General features: G+C 61.1%; 23 protein-coding genes and 1 other RNA gene. 17 read left to right on the forward strand and 7 right to left on the reverse strand.

What is annotated here, in order from left to right; translation table 11 throughout:
* Positions 1–8 precede the first annotated feature (8 nt).
* Entirely contained in the window at positions 9–491 is a 483-nt protein-coding gene (locus RHEC894_RS18025; RefSeq protein ID WP_085738296.1) for an SRPBCC domain-containing protein, read from the reverse strand.
* 70 nt (positions 492–561) lie between these two features.
* On the opposite strand from RHEC894_RS18025, the gene RHEC894_RS18030 reads away from it, so the two are divergent.
* Positions 562–894, forward strand: coding sequence for a metalloregulator ArsR/SmtB family transcription factor (locus RHEC894_RS18030; protein ID WP_085738297.1), 333 nt, complete (start codon positions 562–564; stop codon positions 892–894).
* 90 nt (positions 895–984) lie between these two features.
* On the opposite strand, the gene RHEC894_RS33050 is transcribed toward RHEC894_RS18030, so the two are convergent.
* The 4 genes from RHEC894_RS33050 to RHEC894_RS18045 form a co-directional block, all read right to left on the reverse strand.
* Positions 985–1,122, reverse strand: a complete 138-nt coding sequence (locus RHEC894_RS33050) for a hypothetical protein (protein ID WP_164517695.1) — start codon at positions 1,120–1,122, stop codon at positions 985–987.
* A gap of 123 nt (positions 1,123–1,245) precedes the next feature.
* Positions 1,246–1,404, reverse strand: a non-coding RNA gene (gene ssrS / locus RHEC894_RS18035) — 6S RNA.
* Positions 1,405–1,473: 69 nt separating this feature from the next.
* Complete coding sequence (locus RHEC894_RS18040) at positions 1,474–1,851, reverse strand: cell division protein ZapA (RefSeq protein WP_085738298.1); 378 nt, start codon at positions 1,849–1,851, stop codon at positions 1,474–1,476.
* A gap of 17 nt (positions 1,852–1,868) precedes the next feature.
* Positions 1,869–2,144: a DUF4164 domain-containing protein gene (locus RHEC894_RS18045; RefSeq protein ID WP_009994078.1), complete on the reverse strand. Its 276-nt coding sequence runs from the start codon at positions 2,142–2,144 to the stop codon at positions 1,869–1,871.
* Between the two features lie 335 nt (positions 2,145–2,479).
* Here RHEC894_RS18045 and tkt point away from each other — a divergent pair, with 335 nt between their 5' ends.
* From tkt to RHEC894_RS18090, 9 genes are all read left to right on the forward strand, one after another.
* Positions 2,480–4,453, forward strand: a complete 1,974-nt coding sequence (gene tkt, locus RHEC894_RS18050; RefSeq protein WP_085738299.1) for a transketolase — start codon at positions 2,480–2,482, stop codon at positions 4,451–4,453.
* A gap of 81 nt (positions 4,454–4,534) precedes the next feature.
* On the forward strand, positions 4,535–5,545 hold the full coding sequence (gene gap, locus RHEC894_RS18055; protein ID WP_085739037.1) for a type I glyceraldehyde-3-phosphate dehydrogenase: 1,011 nt from the start codon (positions 4,535–4,537) through the stop codon (positions 5,543–5,545).
* Positions 5,546–5,676: 131 nt separating this feature from the next.
* Entirely contained in the window at positions 5,677–5,991 is a 315-nt protein-coding gene (locus RHEC894_RS18060) for a hypothetical protein (RefSeq protein ID WP_010068738.1), read from the forward strand.
* Positions 5,992–6,188: 197 nt separating this feature from the next.
* The gene (locus tag RHEC894_RS18065) at positions 6,189–6,368 is read left to right on the forward strand and encodes a hypothetical protein (protein WP_010068739.1); all 180 of its coding nucleotides are present in this window, start codon (positions 6,189–6,191) and stop codon (positions 6,366–6,368) included.
* 120 nt (positions 6,369–6,488) lie between these two features.
* Entirely contained in the window at positions 6,489–6,941 is a 453-nt protein-coding gene (gene aac(6') / locus RHEC894_RS18070) for an aminoglycoside 6'-N-acetyltransferase (RefSeq protein WP_085738300.1), read from the forward strand.
* Positions 6,942–7,385: 444 nt separating this feature from the next.
* Positions 7,386–9,260: a potassium/proton antiporter gene (locus tag RHEC894_RS18075; protein ID WP_085738301.1), complete on the forward strand. Its 1,875-nt coding sequence runs from the start codon at positions 7,386–7,388 to the stop codon at positions 9,258–9,260.
* A 69-nt stretch (positions 9,261–9,329) separates the two neighbouring features.
* Positions 9,330–10,532, forward strand: coding sequence for a phosphoglycerate kinase (locus tag RHEC894_RS18080; protein ID WP_085738302.1), 1,203 nt, complete (start codon positions 9,330–9,332; stop codon positions 10,530–10,532).
* Positions 10,533–10,757: 225 nt separating this feature from the next.
* Positions 10,758–11,783: a class I fructose-bisphosphate aldolase gene (locus RHEC894_RS18085; protein ID WP_085738303.1), complete on the forward strand. Its 1,026-nt coding sequence runs from the start codon at positions 10,758–10,760 to the stop codon at positions 11,781–11,783.
* 399 nt (positions 11,784–12,182) lie between these two features.
* On the forward strand, positions 12,183–13,106 hold the full coding sequence (locus RHEC894_RS18090; RefSeq protein ID WP_085738304.1) for a PhzF family phenazine biosynthesis protein: 924 nt from the start codon (positions 12,183–12,185) through the stop codon (positions 13,104–13,106).
* Positions 13,107–13,134: 28 nt separating this feature from the next.
* On the opposite strand, the gene RHEC894_RS33055 is transcribed toward RHEC894_RS18090, so the two are convergent.
* Positions 13,135–13,299 (reverse strand): hypothetical protein, encoded by a 165-nt coding sequence (locus RHEC894_RS33055; protein WP_089152717.1) that lies wholly within the window; start codon positions 13,297–13,299, stop codon positions 13,135–13,137.
* A 173-nt stretch (positions 13,300–13,472) separates the two neighbouring features.
* On the opposite strand from RHEC894_RS33055, the gene RHEC894_RS18095 reads away from it, so the two are divergent.
* The 3 genes from RHEC894_RS18095 (at position 13,473) to RHEC894_RS18105 (ending at position 15,993) form a co-directional block, all read left to right on the forward strand.
* A complete protein-coding gene (locus tag RHEC894_RS18095; protein ID WP_085738305.1) occupies positions 13,473–14,786 on the forward strand; it encodes an MFS transporter in 1,314 nt (437 codons plus the stop codon).
* A 108-nt stretch (positions 14,787–14,894) separates the two neighbouring features.
* Positions 14,895–15,086, forward strand: a complete 192-nt coding sequence (locus tag RHEC894_RS18100; RefSeq protein ID WP_010069425.1) for a DUF1192 domain-containing protein — start codon at positions 14,895–14,897, stop codon at positions 15,084–15,086.
* 391 nt (positions 15,087–15,477) lie between these two features.
* Entirely contained in the window at positions 15,478–15,993 is a 516-nt protein-coding gene (locus tag RHEC894_RS18105) for a DUF1465 family protein (protein WP_003542804.1), read from the forward strand.
* Positions 15,994–16,132: 139 nt separating this feature from the next.
* Here RHEC894_RS18105 and rpmE read toward each other — a convergent pair whose 3' ends face one another.
* Positions 16,133–16,354 (reverse strand): 50S ribosomal protein L31, encoded by a 222-nt coding sequence (rpmE, locus tag RHEC894_RS18110; protein ID WP_003566413.1) that lies wholly within the window; start codon positions 16,352–16,354, stop codon positions 16,133–16,135.
* A gap of 193 nt (positions 16,355–16,547) precedes the next feature.
* Here rpmE and RHEC894_RS18115 point away from each other — a divergent pair, with 193 nt between their 5' ends.
* From RHEC894_RS18115 to RHEC894_RS18130, 4 genes are all read left to right on the forward strand, one after another.
* Positions 16,548–18,350 (forward strand): ABC transporter transmembrane domain-containing protein, encoded by a 1,803-nt coding sequence (locus RHEC894_RS18115; RefSeq protein WP_085738306.1) that lies wholly within the window; start codon positions 16,548–16,550, stop codon positions 18,348–18,350.
* A 142-nt stretch (positions 18,351–18,492) separates the two neighbouring features.
* A complete protein-coding gene (locus tag RHEC894_RS18120) occupies positions 18,493–19,485 on the forward strand; it encodes a tripartite tricarboxylate transporter substrate binding protein (protein ID WP_085738307.1) in 993 nt (330 codons plus the stop codon).
* Between the two features lie 270 nt (positions 19,486–19,755).
* A complete protein-coding gene (locus RHEC894_RS18125; protein ID WP_085738308.1) occupies positions 19,756–19,944 on the forward strand; it encodes a YegP family protein in 189 nt (62 codons plus the stop codon).
* Positions 19,945–20,217: 273 nt separating this feature from the next.
* Entirely contained in the window at positions 20,218–20,556 is a 339-nt protein-coding gene (locus RHEC894_RS18130; protein ID WP_085738309.1) for a YciI family protein, read from the forward strand.
* Positions 20,557–20,560: the final 4 nt, after the last annotated feature.

The following is a 20,560-nucleotide window of genomic DNA, read 5'->3' on the forward strand; positions in this document are numbered from 1 at the left end:
TGCACGCGTCAGATATCAGGCGCGCTGGCCGGCTCACCCTTCATTTCGCTGAGGAACATGCCCTCGCGCAGATTGATGTCATATTCGACGAAGCCCTTCATGCAGCAAAGCATCTGCGTCCAGCCCTCGCAGTTGAGATAAGTGCCGCGGCGGCCGGCATCGTCGTCGCGCCAGCCGGTCTCGGCGATGGTCACCAGCGTGCCGCCATCGTCCAGCGGCTTGAAGTTCATTTCCACCATCGTCTTATAGGTCGTCTTATCTTCGGCGGTCCCGCCGTCCCAACGCAGCACGATGCGGCTTTCAGGCACGAGCTCGACCACCTCGACCGCCGCATCCTTCCACCAGGTTACCGTCGTACCCTGGACAAGCGGCGCGCTCGCCCCGCCGATCGTGGTGAAATAGCTGCTAAGCTTCTTCGGGTTGACGACAGCGTCGAAGACCTCTGCGACGGGACGGCCGATGCGGCCGGAAACACGGATTCCGAGAGACATGGCACTTCTCCTCTTCTCCAGTGCACTGTTTTTCATTGTACCTGGCACCATTATGTTATAAAAACATAACATGTCAAGCGAATCAAACGACGACCCTGTTTTCAAGGCTCTGGCGCACCATCGCCGTCGCGAAATCCTCGACCTGCTCAAGGATGGCCCGCGGACCACAGGAACGCTTTGCGAGATGTTTCCGCAGACGGACCGCTGTACGGTGATGCAGCACCTGAAAGTGCTGGAGGAAGCCGATCTGGTCATCGCCAGGAAGGAGGGCCGCGAGCGCTGGAACCACCTGAACAGCTTGCCGATCAAACACATCTACGACCGCTGGATCAGCGCCTATGCCGGCCACGCCCTGTCGATCCTCGACCGGTTGAGAAGCAACCTCGAGGGCCAGCCGGAATAATCCCGCGATCAGATCGCCCCCGCCCAATCGACCATCGCGGAGCCCGCAGCTTTCCTGCATCCCCATGCATGATTTACGCGTTGTCCGGGACTACCGGTCTTTATAGCCTTCGCCGCCGAAACACTGAGGAGGCGGCGCGATGACGATATTGGTGACGAGAAGTGCCGGCCATCTCGGCGAGGCGCTGATGCGCACGCTGAGAGCGAAACGCCCGCGGGCGCGCGGCATAGGTCTTTGCCGAAGGGTCCTCTCCCTTGGGATAGAGGAGAAAGCTGGAAGCGGACACGCGAAAATGCAGCATTTTCTCCGCATGGCCTTTTCGCTGCGAAGCGTTACCAGATCTCAAGGAAGGTGCGATCCACGACCACCGATGGATGTTTACGATCCTGGGTGCCTACAAACGTAGGTGGGCACCGTGTGTCCAGGCCCACGGGCCTGGCCAGGGACAGCTCCCTTTGGATCGAGTATGGCCCCAGGGATTGTGGTTCCTGTCGAGAGGCGCAGACCGCATCGCGATATATAAGGACGTTTGCGCTGGCGCGCCAGTGGTGGCGGCAGGTCGTTCTTATTTAATTGAGATCAATTGAGTTCGGGGCCGGGCCGGCCGTTCAGCTTATCGGTGATGCCGCGGATGCGGCTCGAAACCTCACTGAGCGCCGCCGCCAGATTTTCTTCGGTACGGGCGGTGGCCGCAAGCACCGTGTCGCGATTACCGCGCAAAGACTCGAGCTCGGATTCCAGCCCGGCGACGCGACGCGTCAACTCGGCAATCTCGTCCATGATCATGATACCGGCCATAACAGTGATCCTGAGATCGCCGATTTCCCCGAACTGCCCCTTGAGATGACCGACATAGCGGTCGAAACGGGTGGCGAGATCGGTCAGGTGATCCTCCTGCCCTTCCTCGCAGGCCATGCGATAGGCCTTGCCGTCGATCGTTACCGTCACCTGCGCCATGCCAAATTCTCTCTTAATCAGCGATCCAGAACCGCGCGGATCGTTTCCATGGCCGTCACCAGCCGCCGCGACACCTCGCGGTTGACCTCTTCCAGCCGGTTGGCGCGGAATTCAGCCTGGTCGAGCTCCTGTGCCAGCCGGGAGCGGTCGGCGTGCACGCGCCGTACCTCGCCTTCGATCTCGCCCTGCTCGCGCTGTCGCTCGATGCGCATGTCGACGGCGTTTTCGAGGCTCGAAATCGCCTGTCTCAGCTCGTTCAGCGCTGCTTCCATGGTTTTGCCTGTGGGCATCATGCCTTCCCGATTCCCGCGCAGGACCCGCGAATCGACACGCGGCGCCGATCCTGTGATTTCAAAAAGGATATGCAGCTCGCCGACGGCCCGTCAATAAACCCTGTCACCCCTCTGCCGGCCTATCCTGTGGATGAGCATCTAACAGACATCAGTCGCAGCAGATTTGTCATTTGTACAATCGCGCGATCAAATGTCAAAAAACGCCACGCCACGCCCGGATTTGGCGTCCCATTTATTGACTTGCCAGCCCCAACTGCTATGTGTCTGCCGCTTTCACTCGATGGTCTTGGAGGCTCGAGGCCATCCCCCCGACACCCGGAACTTGCGGAAAAGCCATGACCTCTCCCGAACAACATGACCGGATGGCGAATGCGATCCGTTTTCTCGCCATGGACGCCGTCGAAAAGGCGAACTCCGGTCACCCTGGCATGCCGATGGGCATGGCTGACGTGGCGACGGTCCTGTTCACCAAATATCTGAAGTTCGATCCGAAGAAGCCGCACTGGCCGAACCGCGATCGCTTCGTGCTCTCGGCCGGCCACGGCTCGATGCTGCTCTATTCGCTGCTCTATTTGACCGGCTATCCCGACATGACGGTCGAAGACCTGAAGCAGTTCCGTCAGCTCGGTTCGAAGACCGCCGGTCATCCGGAATACGGTCACGCCACCGGCATCGAAACGACGACCGGTCCGCTCGGCCAGGGCATTGCCAATTCCGTCGGCATGGCGATTGCCGAACGCAAGCTGCGTGAGGAGTTCGGCTCCGATCTTCAGGATCACTATACCTATGCCATCTGCGGCGACGGCTGCCTGATGGAGGGCATCAGCCATGAAGCCATCGCGCTCGCCGGCCACCTGAAGCTGAACAAGCTGATCCTGTTCTGGGACAACAACTCGATCACCATCGATGGCGCCGTGTCTCTGTCGGATTCGACCGATCAGATCGCCCGTTTCAAGGCCGTTCATTGGAACACGATCGAGATCGACGGTCACGATCAGGCTGCCATTGCCGCCGCGATCGAAGCGGCCCACAAGTCCGACCGCCCGACCTTCATCGCCTGCAAGACGATCATCGGCTTCGGCGCCCCGAACAAGCAGGGCACCCACAAGGTTCATGGCAACCCGCTCGGCGCCGAGGAAATTGCAGCGACCCGCAAGGCGCTGAACTGGGAATCCGAAGCCTTCGTCATCCCGTCGGACGTCTTGGACAGCTGGCGTGCAGCCGGAGCCCGCTCCGTCGATCTCGTCAAGGCATGGGAAGACGGCCTTGCCAAGGCTCCCGCGAGAGCCGAATTCAGCCGCCGCATGGCGGGCGAGCTGCCTGAAGGCTTCGATGCCGCGATCAGCGCCTACAAGAAGAAGCTCGCCGAGACCAAGCCGACGCTTGCCACCCGCAAGGCTTCGGAGGACGCACTCGAGGTGATCAACGGCTTCCTGCCGGAAACGCTCGGCGGCTCCGCCGACCTGACACCGTCGAACAACACCAAGACCAGCCAGATGCACTCGATCACGCCGACGGATTTCGCCGGTCGTTACATGCATTGGGGCATCCGCGAGCACGGCATGGCCTCTGCCATGAACGGTATTGCGCTGCATGGCGGCCTCATCCCCTACAGCGGCGGCTTCCTGATCTTCTCGGATTATTGCCGCCCGCCGATCCGCCTTGCTGCGCTGATGGGCATCCGCGTCATCCACGTGCTGACGCATGACTCGATCGGCGTCGGCGAAGACGGCCCGACGCACCAGCCCGTCGAACAGCTCGCCGGCTTGCGCGCCATCCCGAACCTGCTGGTCTTCCGTCCGGCCGACGCCACGGAAACGGCCGAATGCTGGCAGATCGCCGTCAAGACGCACAACCGTCCTTCCGGCCTTGCTCTGACGCGCCAGAACCTGACTGCGTCCCGCACCGAATACAGCGAAAAGAACCTCTGCGAACAGGGCGCTTATACGCTCGCCGGCAATGCTAACTCCAAGGTGACGATCTTCGCTTCCGGCTCGGAAGTTGAAATCGCCCTCGCCGCCCGCGCAGCCCTTGAAGCCAAGGGCGTGACCGTCCGCGTCGTATCGGTTCCCTGCACGGAGCTGTTCTTCGAGCAGCCGGACGCCTATCGCAAGGAAATCCTCGGCAACTCGCCGGTCAAGATCGCCGTCGAAGCCGCCGTCCGCGAAGGCTGGGATGCCTTCATCGGGCCGGAAGGCACTTTCATCGGCATGAAGGGCTTCGGCGCTTCCGGTCCGGTGAAAGACGTTTACAAGCATTTCGGCATCACCGCAGACGCCGTCGTTGCAGCCGCGGAAGCAAAGCTTTAATGAGAGCGCCTTGAGGCGCTCTCCATCTCCTCAATTCCAGGCCCGGCCTATCGGGCCCTATTCTATCGGGAGTGAATGAACATGACAGTCAAGGTTGCCATTAACGGTTTCGGTCGCATCGGCCGTAACGTCCTCCGCGCTATCGTCGAATCTGGCCGCACCGACATCGAAGTCGTCGCCATCAACGATCTCGGCCCGGTCGAGACCAACGCCCATCTGCTGCGTTACGACTCGATCCACGGCAAGTTCCCGGCCGACGTGAAGGTCGAAGGCGACACGATCATCGTCGGCGGCGGCAAGCCGATCAAGGTCACGGCAATCAAGGATCCGGCAACGCTTCCGCACCGCGAGCTCGGTGTCGACATCGCCATGGAATGCACGGGCATCTTCACCGCCCGCGACAAGGCCGCCGCCCACCTGACCGCCGGCGCCAAGCGCGTCATCGTCTCGGCTCCCGCCGACGGCGCTGACCTGACGGTCGTTTTCGGCGTCAACCATGACCAGCTGACCAAGGAGCACCTGGTCATCTCCAACGCCTCCTGCACCACCAACTGCCTGGTGCCGGTCGTGAAGGTTCTCGACGACGCGGTCGGTATCGACCACGGCTTCATGACGACGATTCACTCCTACACCGGCGACCAGCCGACGCTCGACACGATGCACAAGGACCTGTATCGCGCCCGCGCCGCCGCCCTTTCGATGATCCCGACCTCGACGGGCGCAGCCAAGGCCGTCGGCCTCGTTCTGCCACACCTGAAGGGCAAGCTCGACGGCACCTCGATCCGCGTTCCCACGCCGAACGTCTCGGTCGTCGACTTCAAGTTCGTCGCCAAGAAGGCGACCACGGTCGGCGAAATCAACGAAGCCATCAAGGCTGCTGCCAACGGCAAGCTGAAGGGCGTCCTCGGCTACACCGACGAGCCGCTCGTCTCGCGCGACTTCAACCACGACAGCCACTCCTCGATCTTCGCAACCGATCAGACAAAGGTCATGGAAGGCAACTTCGTGCGCGTCCTGTCCTGGTACGACAACGAGTGGGGCTTCTCCAGCCGCATGTCCGACACGGCCGTGGCCTTCGCCAAGTTCATCTGAGCGCTGGATCACTGAAATCATGGACGGCCCGGGAAACCGGGCCGTTTTGTTATAGGCGCCTGAAGCCAGTCATGGCATCGTTGATGACCCCCGGAGCCGCATCGCCATCCGGAGGAGATAAAGAGGGACGGATGGATTACTTTACCGTTGAAATCGCTGGCCGCGCCGTCGCCAGCTTTCGCTCGAAAAACCATGAGGAAGCGACGCATTTCTTCGAGGCGGAAGATTTTCGCGACGACCTGACCATTCTCGAGTCCGAAGGCAAGCCGCTTTGGGATCGCAAGGCGACGCTCAGCCTGCGCAAGGCGACCGCTGAGGAAGCCAGCGAAGTCGAGCACGCCTATGAATTCGACGACGATCCCGAACGGACCATCGACGACGAGTTCGTGGTTTTCCTGGTCCCGGTCGAAGATCTGACCGATGAGGACGAGGACACCGAAGACTGAACGGCGATCCGCGTTTTTCCGGTTTCGAAAGCCACATCGAAGCGACGGCTTCGATGTGGCGTTGCCGCTCGCAGGCCAGGATGGCGGTGCAATTTCCCCGTTGCTTCGAGAATTGGCAATCCACTGCCCAAGCGTGATAGATTGAGAAAATACGCAGCGCTGCACACTGGCTGAAATGATCCAAGTGGAGGTGATAAATGGCAGAGGCACAAAAACGCTTGTCCCAGACCACCCTCAAGCGGCGGCAGCGATTTCACCCCAAGCGGGATGTCCGACCTGCTGTGTTGGCAAAGGCCAATCGCCTGGTCATCTGGGTTGCCGCGTTCATCGGCCTCTCGTTTCTAGCCATCCTCATACTTCAGGCAGTGTTGGGATAGCAGAGCACCGGTCGGCCGCTTCTGGCACAAAACGACAGCCGGTTGCCCTCGCCGGGCGGCCGGCATTTTCCCACCCGATATCCTCTCCGCATCCGCCCACGACAAAACGGCAACCGCAATATGGAATGGATTATAGAGATTGGGACTATAAAAGATGTTGAGCCATGGGCGCAGCTTCGTGTTGCGCTATGGCCGCATCACTCGCTTGAAGATCACCGAGCCGAGTTGCGCCGGGCGTTTCTTTCAGGAAGTGGAGATGCCGTCGCGTTCATCGCTCGAAATGCAGCGAATGAAACCGTCGGCTTTGCTGAGGCCACTTTGCGGCATGATTACGTGAATGGCTGCAGTAGCTCGCCCGTTCTATTCCTCGAAGGGATTTATATCAGGCCCGTTGACAGGCGAAAGGGTATCGCAGGATTGCTTTGCAATGCCGTTGCCGATTGGGGGAGGTCGCTTGGGTGTGTTGAGTTTGGCTCTGACGCGCCACTTGAGAATTCGGCAAGCCATGCGCTCCATACCGCTTTAGGATTTCAGGAGACACAGCGCGTCGTGTTCTTCCGAAAGCCACTCTAGAGCATGATGCCGAAAGTGTGAGCGGTTTTCGGACGACATCATGCTCTAACTCTTTAATTGAGAACAGGATGATTTTAGGCCGACCGGGCCTAAAATCATCCTGTTCTAGGGCTGGGCGTGAAAGGAGGAGCGTGTCTGATCCTGTTGCCATTTGCAGAGACCGGCAGGAAAAATTCGAGCCTTTCTCTTTTGCCCTGCTCTCGCCTGATTTTCCTATACATTCTTTATAGAGAATTTTTCCCGTAGCATTCCAATTCGGCTGGCCGTCCGGCAGCCGTCCAGCAGCATGATGCAGCATCGCGACGAGGTTAAGCCGCAAGGCCTACCCTTCTCTGGCGTTTTGCCGTTTACTGTTGGGCCGCCGCGCGCGAGGGAGAGTTTCGAATAAAGCGGATCGGTCCGGGGTGGCTATATTCGCAAAGCAGTCGTTGGAAAGGGGTGGGCATGGAAGCGTTCTATATCGTGGTGCTGGTCTCGACGGCGCTCGTGCTTCTTGCCGCTTTTTCAAGCCTGCTCGCCTTTCGCTTCGGCGCGCCCCTGCTGCTGCTTTTCCTGATGATCGGTCTTGCTGCCGGCGTCGACGGCCTCGGCATCGAGTTCAGCAACAATTACCTCGCCTATATTCTCGGCTCCATCGCGCTGGCCGTCATCCTGTTCGATTCCGGCTTCGGCACGCCGATGCAGGCCTTCCGGCTGGCGGCCGTACCCTCTCTGGCCATGTCTTCGGTCGGCGTGCTGATCACTGCTTCGCTCTTTGCCTTCGCCGCCACATGGCTTTTGAACTTCACCTGGCTGGAAGGCCTGCTGCTCGGTTCGATCGTCGCATCGACCGATGCCGCCGCCGTCTTCTTCCTGCTACGCATCGGTGGCATCAACATCCGCGACAAAGTGCGCTCGACGCTGGAGGTCGAGTCCGGCACCAACGATCCGATGGCGATCTTCCTCACCATCGCTCTTGTCGAAGTGCTGGCGAGCGGCGAGCGCTATGCCGGGATCAATATCGGCATGCTGGCCATGTTCGTGCAGCAGATGGGCCTCGGCGTCATTCTCGGCCTGCTCGGCGGCATGATGATCGTGCTGATCGTCAGCAAGCTCGATACCGATCGCGGTCTGACGCCGATCTTCGTGCTGGCGCTTGCCCTGCTGGTCTTCTCCTTTACCGGTGCTGTCGGCGGCAGCGGTTTCCTCGCCGTCTATGTCGCCGGCATCTATGCCGGAAATCGGAAGATGCAGGCGATCGGCACCATCAAGCGCTTCCAGGACGGGATGACGTGGCTCGCGCAGATCATCATGTTCCTGGTGCTCGGCCTGCTCGCCACACCGTCGCAATTCCCTGCAATCATCGTCCCAGCAATCCTGCTTGCCCTCTTCCTGATCTTCGTCGCCCGGCCGCTGGCGGTCTGGCTGTCGCTGCTTCCCTTCGATTATACGCAGCAGGAAATCGGTTTCGTCGCCTGGGTTGGTCTGCGCGGTGCAGTCTCCATCCTGCTGGCGATCATGCCGATCCTCGGCAAGCTGGAAAACGGCCAGATCTATTTCAACACCGCCTTCATTATCGTGCTCGTCTCCCTGCTCGTCCAGGGCTGGACGATCAAGCCCGTCGCCAAAAAGCTCGGCCTGATCATCCCGCCGCGCATCGGCGCCGTCGACAAGGTCGAGGTCGACCTGCCGGGGGCCGCCAACCACGAACTGCTTTCCTATCGCGTCATCAAGGATAGCCCGGTGCTGCGCGGCGAGCGCATTCCGCGCTGGGCGACACCCTCGCTCGTCATCCGCGACGGCAAGTCGATGCGCTATCAATATGCCGGGCGGCTGCGGGAGCACGATCTCGTCTATCTCTTCATCGTGCCGAGCTATTCCCGCCTGCTCGACCGGCTCTTTGCCAGCCGTGCGCCGGTGGATGAAGACGATGCCGAATTTTTCGGTGCCTTCGCGCTCTCCCCCGCCCGCCCCGCCGCCGACCTCGATGCCGCCTATGGCCCGGGCCTGCTGAACGAATCCGAAAAGGGCCTGACGATCGCCGAGCTGATGCGGCAGCGCCTTGGCGGCAAGGCCGATTATGCCGACCGCATCCGCCTCGGCTCGATCATCCTCATCGTCCGCGATCTCGATGAGCATGACCACATCACCTCCGTCGGCATGTCTCTCGAAGCGGTCGAACCGGCGATCACGCTACCGATCTTCATCAATCTCAAGGACATCATTCAGCGCGTCCGCGACCGGCTGAAGGGACGCCGGAGCCGCGAAACCAAGGCCTCCGAAACCACCCCGAAAGCGTCGGCCGGACGCGACGAAGCCACACGCGAAAACGGCCGCTGAACGCCTTGCGTCTGGAATGATCCTTGCTATGGTCGGCGCAACTTTCGCCAACCAAGACTGGATCTGCCCATGCCTTCTTTCAAGACCCTCGACGATCTCAACGACATCCGCGGCAAGCGCGTTCTCGTCCGCGTCGACCTCAACGTCCCGGTCAAGGACGGCAAGGTCACCGATACGACGCGCATCGAGCGTGTGGCGCCGACGATCCTTGAACTATCAGGCAAGGGCGCCAAGGTCATCCTGCTGGCCCATTTCGGCCGGCCGAAGGATGGCCCCTCGCCGGATCTGTCGCTGTCGCTGATCGCCCCTTCCGTCGAGGAAGTGCTCGATCATGCGGTGCTGACGGCCTCCGACAGCATCGGCGAAGCCACCGCTGCCGCCGTCGCGGCGATGAATGACGGCGACATCCTGCTTCTGGAAAACACCCGCTTCCACAAGGGCGAGGAAAAGAACGATCCCGATTTCACCAAGGCGCTTGCCGCCAACGGCGATATCTATGTCAACGATGCCTTCTCCGCCGCCCATCGCGCCCATGCCTCGACGGAAGGCCTTGCTCATCACCTGCCGGCCTATGCCGGCCGCACCATGCAGGCCGAGCTGGAAGCGCTGGAAAAGGGCCTCGGCGCTCCCGCCCGCCCGGTTGTCGCGATCGTCGGCGGCGCCAAGGTCTCGACCAAGATCGACCTCCTGATGAACCTCGTGAAGAAAGTCGACGCGCTCGTCATCGGCGGCGGCATGGCCAATACCTTCATCGCTGCCCGCGGCACCAATGTCGGCAAGTCGCTCTGCGAACATGATCTCGCCGAAACCGCCCGGCAGATCATGATCGAGGCCGCGACAGCAGGCTGCGCCATCATCCTGCCGGAAGACGGCGTGATTGCCCGCGAGTTCAAGGCAGGTGCGGCCAATGAGACGGTCGATATCAACGCCATTCCGGCCGATGCCATGGTGCTCGATGTCGGGTCGAAATCGGTCGAAGCCATCAACGCCTGGATTGAGCGCGCTTCGACCCTCGTATGGAATGGCCCGCTCGGCGCCTTCGAGATCGAACCTTTCGACGCCGCAACCGTCGCTGCCGCGAAATACGCCGCAGAGCGCACTGCGGCCGGCAAGCTCACCTCCGTTGCCGGCGGCGGCGACACCGTCTCGGCGCTCAACCATGCCGGCGTTGCCGACGATTTCACCTATGTCTCCACAGCCGGCGGCGCTTTCCTCGAATGGATGGAGGGCAAGGAGCTTCCGGGCGTCGCCGTCCTTAACGCCGGCCGATAGCACCAAAACCCGATTTGACAGGTTTTACATGTGGATAGATCGCGGGAGCTAAGGCGCTTCCGCGGTCATTTGCTCAAGAGCCGGAAAAAATCCCATTTTTTCAAACGATTGAATTGATTTCAATCGTTTCAGTGACTTAGCCTTCCATTTTCCTCCCTATAAACTTCTGTTATCGCCGTCCTATATTCTTAAACCGCCGATGTTTCATGCTGTGGAGAGAACGAGATGAGCGAACGACTGGAAGACATTGCAGTGCAGATGGTTGCAGGCGGCCGGGGACTGCTTGCGGCAGATGAATCCACCTCCACCATCAAGAAGCGCTTCGACACGATCAACCTTGAATCGACGGAAACGAGCCGCCGCGACTACCGCGAGATGCTCTTCCGCTCCGACGAGGCAATGAAGAAATATATCTCCGGCGTCATCCTCTACGAAGAGACGCTGTTCCAGAAGGCTGCCGACGGCACGCCCTTCGTCGACATCATCCGCGCTGCCGGCTCCATTCCCGGCATCAAGGTCGATACCGGCGCCAAGCCGATGGCCAAATATCCCGGCGAAACCATCACCGAAGGCCTTGATGGCCTCGGCGAACGCCTTGCCCGCTATTATGAAGCCGGCGCCCGTTTCGCCAAGTGGCGCGGCGTCATCGCCATCTCCTCGACGCTGCCGACCCGCGGCTCGGTCCGCGCCAACGCTCAGGCGCTCGCCCGCTATGCGGCTCTTTGCCAAGAAGCCAAGATCGTTCCGATCGTCGAGCCGGAATGCCTGATGGACGGCAAGCCGGGCGACCACAATATCGACCGCTGCGCCGAAGTCACCGAATCCACGCTGCGCATCGTTTTTGAGGAACTGGCCGATGCCCGCGTCAGCCTCGAAGGCATGATCCTGAAGCCGAACATGGTCATCGACGGCAAGAACGCCCGCAAGGCCTCGGTCGCCGAAGTCGCCGAACGCACCGTGCAGGTGCTGAAGCGCACCGTTCCGTCAGCGGTTCCCGGCATCGCCTTCCTCTCCGGCGGCCAGTCGACCGAAGAAGCGAGCGCGCACCTTTCCGCCATCAATGCCACGGCCGACCTGCCCTGGTTCGTCACCTTCTCCTACGGCCGCGCCCTGCAGGACAGCGCGCTCAAGGCCTGGAACGGCAAGCCGGAAAACGTCGCCGCCGGCCAGCGCGAATTCACCCACCGCGCCGAGATGAACAGCCTTGCCGCCAAGGGCAGCTGGAAGAAGGACCTGGAAAAGGCCGCCTGAGTTTTTGCATTTGAGATTCGGGCGGGGCGGCAACCACAACGTTGCCGCTCTTGCCTAATCCCCTCGCCTCCCTCGCAACTTCTGTGTCCGTGACATTGAGGGAGGAACTCAGCGCCGCCACATACCCCTTCTCCCCAGCGGGGAGAAGATGCCGGCAGGCAGATGAGGGGGCCACACGGCACAGCATTGATTGCCCTGCTCGCTCAGCACAAATAACAAATGTTCTGCCGTGCGGCCCCCTCATCCGACCCTTCGGGCCACCTTCTCCCCGCTGGGGAGAAGGGAGTAACCAACCCAACGCACCAGCTCCCATCTCCTCATTGTCTCGGCGACAAGAAACCGCTTCGTCCCGCGAAAAATCGTGATTATTCATAACGGCCCGCCACAACAGGAGCCGCGATGAACACCCTCCCCTACGTCACCGTCGATGTCTTCACGTCCACCCGTTTCGAGGGCAATCCGCTTGCCGTCATATCGGATGCCCGCGGTCTGAGCGATGCGGCGATGCAGAGGATCGCCACCGAGTTCAACTATTCCGAAGTCACCTTCGTCCTGCCGCCTGAAGACCCAGAGAATTCCGCCCGCGTGCGCATCTTCACTCCGACGATGGAGATCCCCTTTGCCGGCCATCCGAATGTCGGCACTGCCTATGTGCTCGGCCAGCAGGTGGAGATCTTCGGCAAGCCGGTCGGCGACAAGCTGCGCTTCGAGGAAGAAGCCGGCATCGTTGAGGTTGAGCTGAGACGCGGCGAAGGAAGGGTCGCGGCAACAGCCATCCGCGCGCCGCAGCCGCTGACGGTCGGCGATACCATTGCCGAGGAAATCATCGCCCGCTGCATCGGGCTCGAACCCGGCGTCATCGTCAAAACCATCCACGCCCCGGTCTTCGCCTCGGTCGGCCTGAACTTCGCTGTCGCCGAATTGAGCGGGCTCGAGGCGCTCTCCGCCGCCCGCCCGAACCTTGCCGGTTTCCAGGCCGCCGCCGGCCGGCAGACGACGAGCGGCCACGACTTCTCGCTCTTCGTCTATGCCAGGGCACCCGAAAATCCGTGGGCTATCCGCGCCCGCATGTTCGCGCCGCTGGACAACGTGCCCGAAGATCCGGCAACCGGCAGCGCTTCGGCCGCTCTCGGCGCCTATCTCGTCACGCTGGCGCCGGAGGCCGATATGAGTGCCCGCATGACCATCGAACAGGGCGTCGAAATGGGCCGCCGCAGCGTCATCACCCTCGACGTCGCAAAATCCGGCGGCATCGTCACCGATGTCGTGATCTCGGGAAGCTGCGTTTCCGTCATGCGCGGCGAAATCATCCTGCGGGACTGACGGCCGCATAGAGGCTTGAATCCGGGACTTACATCAGGAAATCGCGCGAAAGCAGGGCCAACGCCCAGATGGCGAAAGCGATCAGCGCGATCTTCCAGAAATCCATTCGCCGCCTGAGGCCTGGAAGCCCGAGCGGCTTGATCACCTGTATCGCCATCGCAAGGATGAGCAACAAGGCTATCAGCTTCGTCATGCTTTATTTTTCCGTTTTTTTGGAATGTCACAGGACGGACATTTTTCCGCGCCAACACAGGATATCCACACGCCGTAAAGGCATTCCGGGGCACAATCAATCATCTTGAGGCTGGGCTGACGCGGCTTGCGCCTTATGTCCATGTCAAAATCACTGAGACCGAGTCTGGGGAAATGAAGAGAAACCTGCTGTCCGTCGCCGCTTTGCTCTTTGGCACGCTCTTTCTTTTCATGGGCAATGGTCTGCAGGGCATCCTGCTCCCCGTGCGCGGCAATCTCGAAGGTTATGCAACGACGACGCTCGGTCTGCTCGGCACCTCGTGGGCGGGGGGCTTCGTCATCGGCTGCCTGGTGGCGCCGAAACTGGTGCGCCGCGTCGGCCATGTCAGAGCCTTCTCCGGCTTCATTTCGATCATCGCCATCATCGCGCTGGTCAGCGGCATCATCATCCATCCGGTCTGGTGGGTGGTGCTGCGCGCCGTCACCGGCTTCTCCACCGCCGGCACCTCGATGATCATCGAAAGCTGGCTGAACGAGCGCGCCAGCAATGAGAGCCGCGGCGCGATCTTCTCGCTCTATATCGGCATCACGCTGCTCGGCGTCGTCGGCGGCCAGATGATGATCCCGCTCGAGGATGTGCGCACGCCGGTGCTGTTCATGATCTGCGGCATTTTCTATTGCATCGCCATGCTGCCGACGACGCTTTCGACCGCCGCTTCGCCGCAGCCGCTGAAGGCGGTGCGCCTCGACCTCCCGGCGCTCTATCGCAATTCGCCCGTCTCCTGCCTCGGCATCCTGCTCGTCGGCATCGCCAACGGTGCCTATGGCACGCTCGGCGCCGTCTTCGGCGCCGGCGCCGGCCTCTCCGACACCAGCATCGCCGTCATGATGAGCGCAACCATCTTCGCCGGCGCGTTGATGCAGCTGCCGGCCGGCCGGCTTTCCGATCGCATCGACCGGCGCTACGTGCTCGCCGCCATGTCGGCGATCGCAGCCGTTGCCGGCTTGCTGATCTTCCTGCTCCACCCGACATCTCCAGCCTTGCTGATCGGGCTCGTCGTTCTCTACGGCGCGGTGGCGAACACGCTCTATCCGATCGCCGTCGCCCATGCGAACGACTTCGCTGCGGCGGAGGATTTCGTCAAGGTCTCCGGTGGCCTGCTGCTGCTCTACGGCATCGGCACGGTGATCGGTCCGACGATCGGAGGCCCCGTCATGTCGGTGATCACCCCGCATGCGCTCTTCCTCGTTACCGCCGTCGCCCACGTGCTGATCACCGTTTATGCCATCATCAGGAGCCGCATCCGCGCCGCCGTCCCGGCCGGCGATCGCGACGCCTACACGACGATCCCGACCGGCACCTCGCCGATGCTGACGCCGCAGAGCATGTCGCTTGCCGATCGCGGCCCCAAACCTCCTGAAACCGGCAAGGCTGCTGAAACCGGGAAGTCTCCCGAAAGCGGCGATCCTGCTGTAAAGTTCGGCTAGCTAGAGCAATTCCACGCAAGCGCGAAGCGCTTTTCCCAGGCAAAGCGCGAAGCGCTTTTGCCCCGAATTGCGTGAAAGAACGACAGAGCAGCAAACGGAGGACGAACCATGAGCTTCATCGACGACGACCGGCCGCAGAAAAAACTCGCCCACGAGATCGGCACCGATCTCTCCATGCTTTCGGTGGACGAATTGAAGGCGCGAGTGGAATTGCTGAAGACGGAAATCGCAAGACTCGAAGCCGAGGCCGCGCGCAAAGCTTCCGGGCGGCAGGCGGCGGAAAACTTCTTCCGCTCCTGATCTGCAAAAAAGCCTGAAAACAAGGCTATAGGCTTATAAAATGAGCCCGCCTCAAGTCTTAATCCGGCACAATGTTAATAGAATATTAAGCTTTATAAGATATTACTGTACCCATCCAGATTTTCTCTGGATTTCAGACAGTTTTCCAAGCGGTGAATTGGTCTGATTTTTCTCCCTGTTTTACCTTGAGAGCCGCTTTTGCGGCTCTTCTTTTTCCCATAGCCGGCGCCTTTCCACGAAACTGTGGAGATTAACCCTTTCTTAAGAAACGGCTTGCGCATTTGGGCTAATGATACCATCTTAAAGTCATAAAGACCGGCACAGGAAACTTTTCCGTCTGGGTCGGCGTTACCTGAATTATAAGTAGCTGCGTGCAACAGGGACTATTGCGATGTCGGAAGTTGGATTGAACACGATCAGTTTTGCGGGCCGCGCCGCTGCATCCTCGCAGTTCAAGGCACTTTATGCGGAAGGCATGTCGCTGGTCGAAGAAACTGCCGCCTATCTGGATGGCCAGGGTCGCGCCGCTTCCAAGGTTCTGCCGCGGATGGCCTCGGTTCTCTACGCTGCGGAATCGATGCGTCTCACCACCCGCCTGATGCAGATGGCCTCCTGGCTGCTGCTGCAGCGCGCTGTCAACAATGGCGAAATGTCCCGCGACCAGGTCCTAGCCGAAAAGAACAAGGTCCGCCTCGACGGCTTCAACGTCGACCGCGCCGCGCCCGGCTGGGGCGACCTGCCGGAATCCTTCCGCGACCTCGTCGAGCGCTCTCTGCGTCTGCAGAACCGCATTGCTTTGCTCGACCGCGAGATCTACCGCCCGTCCGAAGCCGTGATCGTTCATGATAATCAGAACAGCGTCCAGGCCCAGCTTTCCCTGCTGCAGACTGCCTTCGGCAACAACTGACCAGATCTGCGGGTATTTCATACAAACCGGCCGCGTCCGACGCGGCCGGTTTTTCTTTGCCTGAAAAAGCCACCTCCCGAACCACGCAAAAAAGCCCGGCAAAACCGGGCTCTCTTCGAATTCCGTCGAGCCGAAGCGATTAGAGGCCGAGGCCGCCGAAACGCTTGTTGAACTTGGATACGCGGCCGCCGCGGTCCATGAGCTGCTGGTTACCGCCGGTCCAGGCCGGGTGCGACTTGGAATCGATTTCGAGGTTCATGACAGCGCCTTCCGAACCCCAGGTCGAGCGGGTTTCGTATTCGGTGCCATCGGTCATGACCACCTTGATCATGTGATAGTCGGGATGGATGCCTGCCTTCATAACAATCTTCCTGCGATACCGGAGTTCAATTTGCCGCATGCAGTTGCGGCCACCGAACCGATTGAATAAATGAAGCCGCAGTCGTGATGGCTACGGCTTCCCATTAGGATGGCGTGCCTATACATGAAGGACGCCTAGATAACAAGAGCCAACAGGCCGCATTGCGCGGGTCCTGAGGGTGATCGGAGACGATTTGGCAGAGCAGGCACGGGCTGAGGAAAACAAAAGGCGGTCGTTGCGGCCGCTCGGCAGGCTGACGCCTTACGTCATGCGCTATCGCGGCATGGTGACCGGGGCGCTGATATCGCTAGCGCTTGCCGCCATCACCTCACTGACGCTGCCGCTCGCCGTGCGTCGGATGATCGATCACGGCTTCACCCAGTCCGACGGCCGCTTCATCAACAGCTATTTCGCCATGCTGATGGTCATGGCCATGGTGCTCGCGATCGCAAGCGCCATGCGTTATTATTTCGTCATCACCATCGGCGAGCGCATCGTCGCCGATCTCCGCCGTGACGTCTTTGCCCATGTGACGAGGCTGTCGCCCTCCTTCTTCGACGTCAACCAGTCCGGCGAGATCGTCTCGCGCCTGACCGCCGATACGACGCAGATCAAATCCGCCGTCGGCGCCACCGCCTCGGTGGCGCTCAGAAACCTCATCCTCTGTCTCGGCGCCATGGGCATGATGATCGTCACCTCGCCGAAGCTTTCGAGCCTCGTCATAGGAGCGATCCCGCTGATCGTCTTCCCGCTCGTCGCCTTCGGCCGCTCGGTGCGCAAGCGTTCGCGCGCCGCTCAGGACACGCTCGCCGATGCATCCGCTTTCGCCAACGAGACGGTCGCCGCCACCCGCACCGTCCAGGCTTTCAACGGCGAGGACGCGGCAGCGGAACGCTACGGCGCCGCCGTCGAATCCGCCTATGACGCGGCCCGCGCCGCTATCCGCTCGCGCGCGCTGCTGACAGGGATTGCCATCACGCTGATCTTCGGCAGCGTCGTCGCCGTGCTCTGGGTCGGCGCCCACAGCGTGCTTGCCGGCACGCTTTCGGCCGGCACGCTCGGCCAGTTCCTGCTCTATGCCGTCATATCGGCCGGTTCGCTGGGCGCACTGTCGGAGGTCTGGGGCGAACTCTCGCAGGCAGCCGGCGCCGCCGACCGGCTGACAGAACTCCTCGACGAGGTCTCGCCGATATCAGCCCCCGCCAACCCGCGGCCTCTGCCTTCGCCCGGCCGTGGCCGCGTCGAATTTTCCGATGTGCATTTCACCTATCCCTCGCGCCCCGGCAAATCGGCCCTGCATGGCTTAAGTTTCGCCATCGCGCCCGGAGAAACGGTCGCGATCGTCGGCCCGTCCGGTGCCGGCAAGAGCACCGTCTTCTCGCTGCTCTTACGCTTTTACGATCCGCAGCAGGGCAGCGTGAAAATCGACGATGTCGACGCGCAACTGACGACGCCCGACGAGTTGCGCCAGCGCATCGCCATCGTGCCGCAGGACGTCACCATCTTCGCCGCCTCGATCCATGACAACATCGCCTTCGGCCGTCCCGGCGCCTCGCGCGACGAGGTCCGTGCCGCAGCAATCGCCGCCCAGGCCGACGAATTCGTCACCCGGCTGGACAGGGGCTACGAGACCGAGGTCGGCGAACGCGGCGTAACGCTTTCCGGCGGCCAGCGCCAGCGCATCGCCATTGCCCGCGCCATCCTGAAGAATGCCCCCGTGCTGCTGCTCGACGAAGCGACCTCCGCACTTGACGCCGAAAGCGAGACGCTGGTGCAGAAGGCACTCGACGGGCTGGTGGACGGCCGCACGACGCTGGTCATCGCCCATCGCCTGGCAACCGTGTTGAAGGCCGACCGCATCCTCGTCATGGATCAGGGCCGTGTCGTCGAAGAGGGCACGCATCAGAGCCTGATCCGCCACGGCGGCATCTATGCACGGCTGGCGAAACTGCAATTCGATGCAGCCAACGAGGACGTGCTCGCCGCCGCGAAATAGCCGGCGGCTCTTCTCCTGCAGACCGCGACTAAAGTCTGAGCCCGATTGCGCTCCCTGCGGTTGTCTTTCGCACCTCCCGCCCTACCCTCTTCATTCCCCGGGGTGGGGATATTGCCGTTGAAATTCTTGGGAGGAGATAGGAATGGCGCTTTCCGATATGACGCGACGCATGGGCCTTGCGCTCGCTCTTGGCCTGACTGCAACGATCGGTATCGGCATGTCTGCCACGGCTGCGGATTTCCCCGATCGCGCAATCACCATGGTCGTGCCCTTTGCAGCGGGCGGCTCGACCGATGTCGTTGCCCGCATCGTCGCGCAGAAGATGTCGGAAGATCTCGGCCAGCAAGTGATTGTCCAGAACGTTGCCGGCGCCGGCGGCAATCTCGGCGCCGGCAACGTCGCCCGCGCCGAACCTGACGGCTACACCATTCTGATGGGCACCGTCGCAACCCACGCCCTCAACCCGCTGATCCTCAAATCGACCCCCTATGATCCCGAGAAGGATTTCGCGCCGGTCTCGCTGCTTGTCGTCGTGCCGAACGTGCTGGTCGTCAATCCGCAATTGCCGGCGAAGACCGTGCCGGAACTGATCGCGCTGCTGAAGGCCGAGCCCGATAAATACAGCTACGCCTCGTCGGGCAACGGCACGCCGCTGCATCTGTCCGGCGAACTGTTCAAGTCCATGGCCGGTGTCAGCATGCAGCATATTCCCTATAAAGGCGCCGGCCCGGCCTTGAACGATGTCATCGGCAACCAGGTGCCGATCATGTTCGATAACCTGCCCTCGTCATCGAGCCATATCAAGGCTGGCACTTTGCGGGCGCTGGCGGTAACCACGGCCGCGCGCGCGCCCTCCTTCCCCGACGTGCCGACGGTCGCCGAGTCAGGCATACCGGGTTACGAGACCTATACCTGGAATGCGCTTTTCGCCCCGGCCAAGACGCCGAACGAGGTCGTCATGCGTCTCAACGCCTCGGCCAGCAAGGCGCTTAAAGACCCCGCCGTTGCCGAACGGATGAAAGAATTCAGCGCCACCATTGTCGGCTCGACACCGGATGAACTCGCCGCCCATGTGAAGGCCGAACTCGCCAAATGGGGACCGGTGGTGAAGGGCGCAAACATCCAGATGGAATGATGCCGGCGGCGGCACAGGCGCCTTCGCTTGCGGCCGATGGGAACAGTGACAATTGGACGCTAGAACAGGATGATTTTAGGCCGGTTGGCCTAAAATCTGAATCCTGTTCTAAATTAAAAAGCTAGAGCATGATGTTGTCCGAAAACCGCGCACACTTTTCGGCATCATGCTCTAAGCAGCCAATTCTAATTAAGGCAGTGGAAAAGCTCGCCATTTTGATCTAGCCTCCCTGACGCTGATGGTTGCAATTCAGCGTTTCGGGAGACATCCATGTATAAATTCGAAGTTTATAAGGATAAATCAGGCGAGTTCCGCTTCCGCTTCAAGGCATCGAACGGGGAAGCCATGTTCTCGTCCGAGGGCTACAAGGCGAAGGCGTCCGCCTTGAGTGCCATCGAATCCATCAAGAAGAACACGCCCGGTGCCGACGTCGTCGATCAGACGAAGGCCGAATCCTGATCAGATAGGCAGCGGCGGCTTGAATGCCGCCCTGCCTTTCTGCGCGCCCTGAGCAGCACGGCTACCCTTGAGCCCGCCCGGCCTGGTTGCTTGTCATTTTCGGCGACATTTTTCTTTTTCGTATATTTTTTGAAAGCCATGTCGAAACGGCCCGTTGCCGCGCCTCATTGTATCGGAACGGCGGAACCGTTCTGCCGGGCCTCACAGCTTTCGGGATATCGCCCCCGATATCGGATGCCCGGATCAACGCCACAACGAGATCAGGAGTTTTCCATGCAATATGCTCTCATCATTCGTGAAGCCGCCGAGGATTTCGCCAACCGCAGCGATCCTGCCTATCGCGACGGCTGGGTCGCCTACAGCAAGGCGCTTGCCCAGGCGGGGATCATGACCGGCGGCGCCGGGCTGACGGCGCCCGAGACCGGCACGGTCGTACGCCGCAGAGGCCAGGAACACGACGTTCAGGACGGCCCCTATCCGGAAGGCAAGGAACAGCTTGGCGGCTTTTATCTGATCGACGTTCCCGACATCGACACCGCGCTGGAATGGGCGACCCGCGTACCGATCTCCGACAAGGGCTCGGTCGAGGTGCGCCCACGCCTGCAGATGTGAGGCG

Source organism: Rhizobium sp. CIAT894, from assembly GCF_000172795.2.
In the GTDB taxonomy this organism is placed as follows: Bacteria; Pseudomonadota; Alphaproteobacteria; order Rhizobiales; family Rhizobiaceae; genus Rhizobium.

What these genes read in the sequence shown, in the direction of transcription:
- RHEC894_RS18065 (WP_010068739.1), top strand. Translation starts at nt 6,189, where the DNA reads ATGGCAGAGGCACAAAAACGCTTGTCCCAGACCACCCTCAAGCGGCGG.
- RHEC894_RS18125 (WP_085738308.1), top strand. Translation starts at nt 19,756, where the DNA reads ATGTATAAATTCGAAGTTTATAAGGATAAATCAGGCGAGTTCCGCTTC.
- RHEC894_RS18090 (WP_085738304.1), top strand. Translation starts at nt 12,183, where the DNA reads ATGAACACCCTCCCCTACGTCACCGTCGATGTCTTCACGTCCACCCGT.
- gap (WP_085739037.1), top strand. Translation starts at nt 4,535, where the DNA reads ATGACAGTCAAGGTTGCCATTAACGGTTTCGGTCGCATCGGCCGTAAC.
- RHEC894_RS18095 (WP_085738305.1), top strand. Translation starts at nt 13,473, where the DNA reads ATGAAGAGAAACCTGCTGTCCGTCGCCGCTTTGCTCTTTGGCACGCTC.
- RHEC894_RS18030 (WP_085738297.1), top strand. Translation starts at nt 562, where the DNA reads ATGTCAAGCGAATCAAACGACGACCCTGTTTTCAAGGCTCTGGCGCAC.
- RHEC894_RS18025 (WP_085738296.1), bottom strand. Translation starts at nt 491, where the DNA reads ATGTCTCTCGGAATCCGTGTTTCCGGCCGCATCGGCCGTCCCGTCGCA.
- RHEC894_RS18080 (WP_085738302.1), top strand. Translation starts at nt 9,330, where the DNA reads ATGCCTTCTTTCAAGACCCTCGACGATCTCAACGACATCCGCGGCAAG.
- RHEC894_RS18045 (WP_009994078.1), bottom strand. Translation starts at nt 2,144, where the DNA reads ATGATGCCCACAGGCAAAACCATGGAAGCAGCGCTGAACGAGCTGAGA.
- rpmE (WP_003566413.1), bottom strand. Translation starts at nt 16,354, where the DNA reads ATGAAGGCAGGCATCCATCCCGACTATCACATGATCAAGGTGGTCATG.
- RHEC894_RS18105 (WP_003542804.1), top strand. Translation starts at nt 15,478, where the DNA reads ATGTCGGAAGTTGGATTGAACACGATCAGTTTTGCGGGCCGCGCCGCT.
- RHEC894_RS18085 (WP_085738303.1), top strand. Translation starts at nt 10,758, where the DNA reads ATGAGCGAACGACTGGAAGACATTGCAGTGCAGATGGTTGCAGGCGGC.
- RHEC894_RS18075 (WP_085738301.1), top strand. Translation starts at nt 7,386, where the DNA reads ATGGAAGCGTTCTATATCGTGGTGCTGGTCTCGACGGCGCTCGTGCTT.
- RHEC894_RS18120 (WP_085738307.1), top strand. Translation starts at nt 18,493, where the DNA reads ATGGCGCTTTCCGATATGACGCGACGCATGGGCCTTGCGCTCGCTCTT.
- tkt (WP_085738299.1), top strand. Translation starts at nt 2,480, where the DNA reads ATGACCTCTCCCGAACAACATGACCGGATGGCGAATGCGATCCGTTTT.
- RHEC894_RS18060 (WP_010068738.1), top strand. Translation starts at nt 5,677, where the DNA reads ATGGATTACTTTACCGTTGAAATCGCTGGCCGCGCCGTCGCCAGCTTT.
- RHEC894_RS33055 (WP_089152717.1), bottom strand. Translation starts at nt 13,299, where the DNA reads ATGACGAAGCTGATAGCCTTGTTGCTCATCCTTGCGATGGCGATACAG.
- RHEC894_RS33050 (WP_164517695.1), bottom strand. Translation starts at nt 1,122, where the DNA reads ATGCCGCGCGCCCGCGGGCGTTTCGCTCTCAGCGTGCGCATCAGCGCC.
- RHEC894_RS18040 (WP_085738298.1), bottom strand. Translation starts at nt 1,851, where the DNA reads ATGGCGCAGGTGACGGTAACGATCGACGGCAAGGCCTATCGCATGGCC.
- RHEC894_RS18130 (WP_085738309.1), top strand. Translation starts at nt 20,218, where the DNA reads ATGCAATATGCTCTCATCATTCGTGAAGCCGCCGAGGATTTCGCCAAC.
- RHEC894_RS18100 (WP_010069425.1), top strand. Translation starts at nt 14,895, where the DNA reads ATGAGCTTCATCGACGACGACCGGCCGCAGAAAAAACTCGCCCACGAG.